The organism is Streptomyces anandii JCM 4720, assembly GCF_014650655.1.
Lineage (GTDB): Bacteria > Actinomycetota > Actinomycetes > Streptomycetales > Streptomycetaceae > Streptomyces > Streptomyces anandii.
The window spans coordinates 45,229-52,458 of sequence record NZ_BMVJ01000023.1; the positions used below are offsets into that span (position 1 = coordinate 45,229).

Here is a 7,230-nt window from a genome sequence, read left to right on the forward strand (position 1 = left end):
GTGGACTGGGTGAGCGTGAAGGAACCATCAGGGTTGGCCACAGTGGTGGAGTACTCGGTGCGATCAGCCGTCACCTCCACCGGCTCACCCGAGGTCTGTGCTCGGGACGCGGCCGTCGGCTCATTCACCGCGCCGATTCCGGGCATTGGTGCCGACTCCGCTCGCGCAGCAGCCGCTGTGGGCACCACAGGCAACACGGACAGCACCAGCGCAGCAGCCACGCCCCCGAACAGGCTGCTTGGCGTTCTCCGCGCCCTCCGCACCGGCGGCACCCCACGCTCGGGCTTCACGCGTTCCCCCAAGATATGAAAGTTGTAAAGGTCACGTAAAGCTAAGTCATGTTCACGGCAAGTCGTCAATTGCCTGTAAGGAAGGTCACAGACTCCTTGCCTGAAAGATCCACACCTGCGTCAACACAGCTGTTTGCAGCCCTACTTAGTGATTTCTGCATACCTGTCGATCTTGGGTCAGGCTGTCCCTCACGACCTGATCTACGGCTTCGGCGATGTCACGACCGCGGAACCCGTGTGGAGACGAAACTCATCTCCCCGTCCGGAAGGCAGTACTGGTGGCACTCGGCCGCGCCGGGCCCCTTCCCCCGGGGGGGAGTTGTCGTGGCAACACCGCGCGCAACCGCAGTCTCCGCCATCGCCCTGACAGTGATCGGGGCCGCCGTGGCGTGCGGTCCGGTGCATCAGGACGGTGGGAAGCAGAGGCCGACCGTTCGACCGCCGTCGCGGACGACGATGTCAACGCTCGGTCCGGCCGCGACGGGTGTGTCCTCCACTGCCCCGACGGGTGCCCGCCTCGCATGCGGCACCGAGCAATTGCGATGGCGGCTGACGCTTCTCACCGTCAAGCCGTCCAAAGAGCCGACTGCCCTGCTCAGCGCCACGAACACCGGTGCCACGCCCTGTGCCTTCGACGGTTACCCGGATCTGGAGGTCCATCTGGGCAAGGGGCCGGCGGTGGACGCGCAGCCGAAGACGACGACACGGGTCCGACTGCTGCTGGGCCACGGTCGCACGGTCGAGATCCCGCTCTTCTACCCCGCGGTCCGTCTCCGCGACGGGTACTGCGCCATACCGCCTGGCGAGGACCCCGAGATCAGCGCACGGCCGCCGCACCCGGCATCCACTGACTACGGCGCCTCCGTGCAGATGTCCGACCCCCAGGGGCGGCAGATTCGTGCGACGGTCTGCGACACCATCCACATGGGTTCGCCCCGGCTGCGACCGGTCGCCTGAGCAGCCACCCACCAGCATGGCTCCGTGACGGGCCCGGTCGTCGGCTACAAGGCCCTGCTTCTCCGCCTCTCCCTCCCGTTCGGCCACAGCCTCGGCTTGCGTTTTGCTGTCAGGTCCTCGATCCAGCCGAAGGTGAGGATGGCCAGGGCTATGAGGGGCCAGACCACGGCGAAGGTCCAGAAGGGGTAGGTCTTGTCCAGGAAGGACGTTGCCGTGTCGCTCTGCATGAAGGGGAGGTTGTAGGCCTGGTCCAAGAGGGGGACGGCGGCGGTGATCAGGGCGTTGTGCCAGAGGTAGATCGTCACCGCGCGGTTGTTCGCCAAGGTGATCGGGCCGTCCCAGCGGCGCAGGCGGCCGGGGAGTTCCGTCCAGGACGGGGAGTACTGGAGGAGGATCACCACTACGCCGAAGGACCAGGTGGCCTGGGCGAACGGGATGTCGTTCAGGTCCCAGCCGTCCGGGCCCCGGTGGCCCGAGGCCCACCACAGGCCCACCGCCATCAGCAAGGCCGAGGACGACACCGCGATGTAGCGCGGGACTTGCTTCAACGCTCCCTCGTGGTGGGCGAAGCCCAGGATCCAGCAGCTGCCGTAGACCGCGAAGTCGGTGATCGCCTCGCCCGTCTCGCCGGGGATGGTCACCCACCCCGTGCCGACCACCGCCGTCAGAGCGAGGGGGCCCAGCAGGGTCGGCCACGGGGCCCGGCGGAATGCCCACAGGAGCACCGGCGAGGCCACTACGAACCAGAGGTAGGCGCGCAAGTACCACAGCGGGCCCGCCGCGTCGTCCGGCCAGGTCGGGTCCAGCAGGCCCGAGTCCGAGCCCAGGTGCTCGGGGTACGGCGGGGCGCCTACCGGGACCAGGTAGTTCAGGAGTTTCGGCAGGCCCGTCGAACCGCCCAGGTCCGGGTCCCGCGCCGGGTTCCAGCCCGCGTACAGCATCAGCGGGACCAGCACGGCGGCGAAGATCCACAGCGGGGGCAGCAGGCGCCTCAGCCTGCCCCGGATCACGCTCAGCGCGGGGCGGTTCAGGCTGCGGGCCATGAGGGAGCCCGCCAGGGCGAACATCACGCCCATGGACGGGAAGAGGATCGTCAGCCAGCCCCAGCCGAAGAGGTGGTAGACCACGACCCGGACCAGGGCCAGGGCCCGGAGGAGGTCCAGGTAGCGGTCCCGGCCGGCGCGCGGAGGCGGTGGTGGCCTGCGGTCCGCCGTCGCGTCGGCTGCGAGTGTCTGTGTCATGTCACCGGGCTCCGTCATCGCACCGCACTCCGATCCGGTGTCCGGTCCGTGCCGCCCCCGTCGCCGGAGGCCACGGCCGCCCGCTCGCGTCGCGCCTGTCCCTGCACCGGTCCGCCCGGTGCCTCCACCACCCCCGTGCGCCGCAGCTTCTGCCAGCGCAGGCGGCCGCCCGTGAGTGCCGTGATCCAGGACTGGAGCAGGACCACGTACATCAACTGCCGGTAGAGGATCTGCTGGAGGGGCAGGGAGATGAGGTGCGTCATGCGCTCTTTGTCCAGGCGGAAGGCGTACGCGGCGCAGATCGCCTGGATGGCCAGTACGCCCAGCCAGGCCAGGACCGTCTTCCGGGTGGGGCCGAAGACGACCCCGTAGAGAAGGAAGACGTCGATCAGGGGCGCCAGCAGCGGGGCCACCACCATGAACAGGGACACCAGCGGCAGGCCCACGCGGCCGAAGCGGCCCGAGGGGCCCCGGTCCAGCAGGGCACCGCGGTGCTTCCAGATCGCCTGCATGGTGCCGTACGACCAGCGGTAGCGCTGGGACCACAACTGCTGGACGGATTCCGGCGCCTCGGTCCAGGCGCGCGCGTTCTCGGCGTAGACGACGCGCCAGCCGGCGCGGTGGAGCGCCATCGTGATGTCGGTGTCCTCGGCGAGGGTGTCGTGGCTCATGCCGCCCGCCTCCTCGAGGGCCGAGCGTCGGAAGGCGCCCACCGCCCCCGGGATCGTCGGCATGCAGCGCAGCACGTCGTACATCCGGCGGTCGAGGTTGAAGCCCATCACGTACTCGATGTGCTGCCAGGCGCCGATCAGCGAATCGCGGTTGCCCACCTTGGCGTTGCCCGCCACCGCGCCGACCTTGGGGTCGCCGAAGGGCTGGACCAGTTCGCGGACCGTGGACGGCTCGAACACCGTGTCGCCGTCCATCATCACGATCAGGTCGTGCGAGGCGTGCGCGATACCGCGGTTGAGCGCGGCCGGCTTGCCCGCGTTGCGCTGGCGGACCACCCGCACACCGGGCAGGTCCATGGCCTCCACGATGTCCGCGGTGCCGTCGGCCGAGCCGTCGTCCACGACCACGACCTCGACCGGGTGTTCGCTCGCGGTCAGTGAACGGACCGTGTTCTCGATGCACTTGGCCTCGTTGTACGCGGGCACCAGCACCGACACCGGTTCGGTGACCGGTGGGCCCCAGCGGAAGCCCTTGCGCCGCACCCGGCGCGAGTGCGCGCCCGAGAGCAGCAGCATCAGCGCGAATCGGGCGATCACCAGGCCGCCGACCACCGCGAGGCAGATCGCGAGCGTTCCGGTGACGTCGTCGGAGGCCTGCACGAGGAAGACCCACGCCTTGCCCTGCCACAGGTCGGGACCGGTGACCGGGGTGAGCGCGCTGGGCGCGCCGAGCGCCTCGGTGAGGTTGTCGAACCGGTAGCCGCGCGCCTGGAGTCGGGGGATGAAGCGGTCCAGCGCCTCGACGGTCTGGTGACGGTCGCCGCCGGAGTCGTGCATCAGGACGATCGCGCCCTTGCCGCCCTTCGGCGTTGCCCGGCGGATGATCTCCCCGACACCCGGCTTCTGCCAGTCCTCGCTGTCGGTGTCGTTGACGACCGTGATGTAGCCGCGCGAGCCGATGTACCGCGTCACCGGCCACGAGCGGTTGTCCATGGCGTCGGCGAAGGAGGAGTACGGCGGCCGGAACAGCGAGGTGCGCACGCCGGCCGCGCCGGTGATGGCGAGCTGGTTCTGCGACAGCTCCCAGTCGATCCGGCTCTTGGACTGGTAGGACAGGTCGGGGTGGTTGAAGGTGTGCAGGCCCACTTCGTGGCCCTCGGCCACCATGCGCCTGACCAGCGCGGGGTAGCGCGAGGTCATGGTGCCGGTGACGAAGAAGACCGCGTGCGCGTGGTGCTCCTTGAGCACGTCCAGCACCTTGGGCGTCCACGTCGGGTCGGGGCCGTCGTCGAAGGTGAGGACCAGGCGGTGGTCGGGCACGCGCAGGCTGGTCTCGCGGCCGTCCCGGGTGTCGATGACCGGGCCGCCGTCGAGGATCTTCTGCGGCACCCGGTCGGTGGTGGCCTCGGGCCGGATCCGGTGATCGGCGAGGATCTCGCTGTGCACGTAGCCGCGCAGCATCAGCATCGCCATCAGGGCGGCCAGGAGGAGGACCGGCAGCAGCAGGCGCAGCGGAAGCCGGCGTCGGCGCGCGGCGGACCGGGACGCCGGCCCGGACGCTCGCCTCGATGCCGGCCCGGGCGCGGACCGGGAGGAGTGCGGGGATCCCGAGGGGCGTGAGGAGCCCGGCGACCGCGACCAGCGGGACGACCGGGCGGAACGGGCGGAACGGGCGGAACGGGAGGGCAGCTGCGCGGGTCCCGTCGCGGTGCCGGTGGTACGGCGGGTGCGGGGTCCCATCAGGTCATGCTCCCGGAGGAGATCACGACCGTCGTCCCGGAGTCCTGCGCGGCAGGTGCGGCCGACGGCGAGGCAGGTGCGGCGGACCGCTGTCCGGCCCCCGCCGGCGACCCGCCGGTGCCGGGCTCCGCCGTGGGGCCGGACGCGGTGGTCGGAGCGGGGGTGGTGGTCGGACCGGGCGCGGTGGAACCCGAGGACGTCGTCGAACCCGAGGACGTCGTCGAACCCGTCTCGGTGGCCACGGGTACGGGGCTGCCCTGACCGTCCGCGACCGTGCCGGGTCCGCCGGTGCCCGAGCCGGGCGCTCCCCCACTGCCCCCTCCGGTGCCGCCCGTCGTCGGTGACGGATCGGGAGAGGTGGACGGGCCGCCGCCTCCGCCGCTGGGGCTAGGGTCGGGCGAGGCGGAGGACGGGGGCGGGGTCGGCTGCACGACCGGGCCGGTGGCGCCCGAGCCCGGGGCCTTGCTGGTCCCGCCGGCGCTCGGCCGGGGACCGGCCGAGGCGCTGCCCGGCTTGCGCGGTCCCCCGGAGGCCTTGGGCGCCGTGCCGGTGGCGCCCGGTGTCGGCCGCGCGACGCCCGGGGCGGTCACGGGCGCCTCGGGTACGACGAAACCGCCGCCGGTGCCGGGCGGGCGCGCGGGGTCCGAGGGCACCGGGGAGGTGTCGACCTTGCTCGAGGGCCGGTCGTCGGCCTGGCCGGGCACCGGCAGCCAGGGCGCGGTGGAGTTGCCCGAGACGAGGGTGACGACGATGACGACGGCGTACACCGCGCAGGCGAAGCCCACGGCCATGCCGAACCGGCGGAAGCGGCGGCTGCGACGGCCCGACTCGTCGACGAACACGGGCCCGCCGTCGGACCCACCGGCCCCACCGGCCCCGTCCTCACAACCACCTGGACCGTCCGAACCACCGGCGTCCGCCGGCCCGTCGCCGCGCGCGTCCCCTTCGCTCGCACGAGCGAACGTTTTGCCGGGCCGCCCCGCGGCACGGTCGAGCCGGACGGTCAGCTCCTCCGCATCCGGCTCCGAATCCGGCCCCGGGCCGGGATCCGGACCCAGGCCGGAATCCGGGCCCGAGTCCGGCCCCGGCCCGGCGTCCCCCCACGGGTCCTCGACCCGCGCCCTCTTCGCCGCCCCGGTCTCCGGGAACGCCCCGGCCTCCGGGAACGCCCCCGTCTCCGAGAACGTCTGCGCCCTCTGGGCGGCGCCGCCTTCGGCGGCAGGCGTCTCACCGGTCGCTGATGCGGCGGCGGGCCATTCCGGTTGGGCTTCTTCCGGCCCCTTTTTCACGCGCACGTACCTTCCCCCAAGGGAGTTCCGGGTGCGCGTACGACCCCGAGCCCGCGTCGCCGGAACCAGGCCCCCACCTGTCCCGCGCGCCCCCTTGCCACACCGTGCTCGGCGCCACGAACGTAGCGCTTGAGGGAGTTCCGGATTTGCGAAGTATCAATGGTGAACGGAATTGACCGTTTCGTCGATGGCTGGAATCCATCCTGTTTCGGGTCGCCTCAACCATCCCTCCATCCCCGCCAGTTCCGCGGCCGCGCGTCGAACGGCGTCGAACGCCGGATGCACCAGCCCCTTGCGCCACACCAGTGACACCGGCGACAGCGGAACGGGGTCGACGAGCGGCCGTACGACGGTGTGCGGCAGCGCGGGGAAGCCGATCACGGCGAGGACCGGGTGGCCGGTCTTGGCCATCAGCCGCTCGAACTCCTCCACCCCCACCGCGAGGGGCGCCGGTGGCGCGACCTCGATCCCGCGCCCGGCGAAGAGCAGCCGCGCGAGGTCGGTCCACTCGGGGGTGCGGGGGTTTCCGGCGCCGGCGTAGACGGTCTCGCCCGCCAGCTCGGCCAGCGGCACGGCGGGCAGCGGGGCCAGCCGGTGGTCCTCGGGCAGCACGATCGCCATCGGCTCGTAGCGCACGAGCTGGTGGTCCAGCCGGGCCCGCAGCGCCGGTTCGAGACCGGCGTACCGTCCGAACGAGGCGTCCAGGCGGCCCGCCAGCAACTCGGCGGCGGCGCCGGTCAGTCCGCTCTCGTAGCGGGCCATGATCTCGTGTTCGGGGGCGAGTTCGCGGGCGCGGAGCAGCACGCTGCGGCCGGTGGTCAGGCCCGGGGAATTCAGGTCGACCAGGAGCGGGCGGGCGTGCCCGAAGGCGGCCAGCAGCTCGTCCTGGGCCTCCAGGGCGCGGCGGGCGTGGGGCAGCAGCCGCTCGCCGTCGGCGGTGAGCGTGACCTGCCGGGTGGTGCGGACGAACAGCTCGGCGCCCAGTTCCCGCTCCAGCCTCCGTACGTCCCGGCTCAGCGCCTGCTGGGCGACGTACAGCCGG

The 7,230-nt window shown here is 72.0% G+C and carries 5 protein-coding genes; 1 reads left to right on the forward strand and 4 read right to left on the reverse strand.

Features of this window, described 5'->3' with window-relative positions; genetic code table 11:
- Positions 1 to 614: 614 nt before the first annotated feature.
- Positions 615 to 1,247, forward strand: coding sequence for a DUF4232 domain-containing protein (locus IE249_RS29975; RefSeq protein WP_189709806.1), 633 nt, complete (start codon positions 615 to 617; stop codon positions 1,245 to 1,247).
- Between the two features lie 44 nt (positions 1,248 to 1,291).
- Here the strand turns inward: IE249_RS29975 and IE249_RS29980 are convergent, their stop codons facing one another.
- The 4 genes from IE249_RS29980 to IE249_RS29995 form a co-directional block, all read right to left on the reverse strand.
- Positions 1,292 to 2,488, reverse strand: a complete 1,197-nt coding sequence (locus tag IE249_RS29980) for an acyltransferase family protein (protein WP_189709808.1) — start codon at positions 2,486 to 2,488, stop codon at positions 1,292 to 1,294.
- A 14-nt stretch (positions 2,489 to 2,502) separates the two neighbouring features.
- Positions 2,503 to 4,632, reverse strand: coding sequence for a bifunctional polysaccharide deacetylase/glycosyltransferase family 2 protein (locus tag IE249_RS29985; RefSeq protein ID WP_189709882.1), 2,130 nt, complete (start codon positions 4,630 to 4,632; stop codon positions 2,503 to 2,505).
- Between the two features lie 266 nt (positions 4,633 to 4,898).
- Positions 4,899 to 5,741 carry a translation initiation factor IF-2 gene (locus tag IE249_RS29990; protein WP_189709810.1) on the reverse strand — a complete coding sequence of 281 codons (843 nt, stop codon included), beginning with the start codon at positions 5,739 to 5,741 and terminating at the stop codon, positions 4,899 to 4,901.
- 603 nt (positions 5,742 to 6,344) lie between these two features.
- The coding region (locus IE249_RS29995; protein ID WP_229859550.1) for a LysR family transcriptional regulator at positions 6,345 to 7,230 on the reverse strand (886 nt) is incomplete at its 5' end.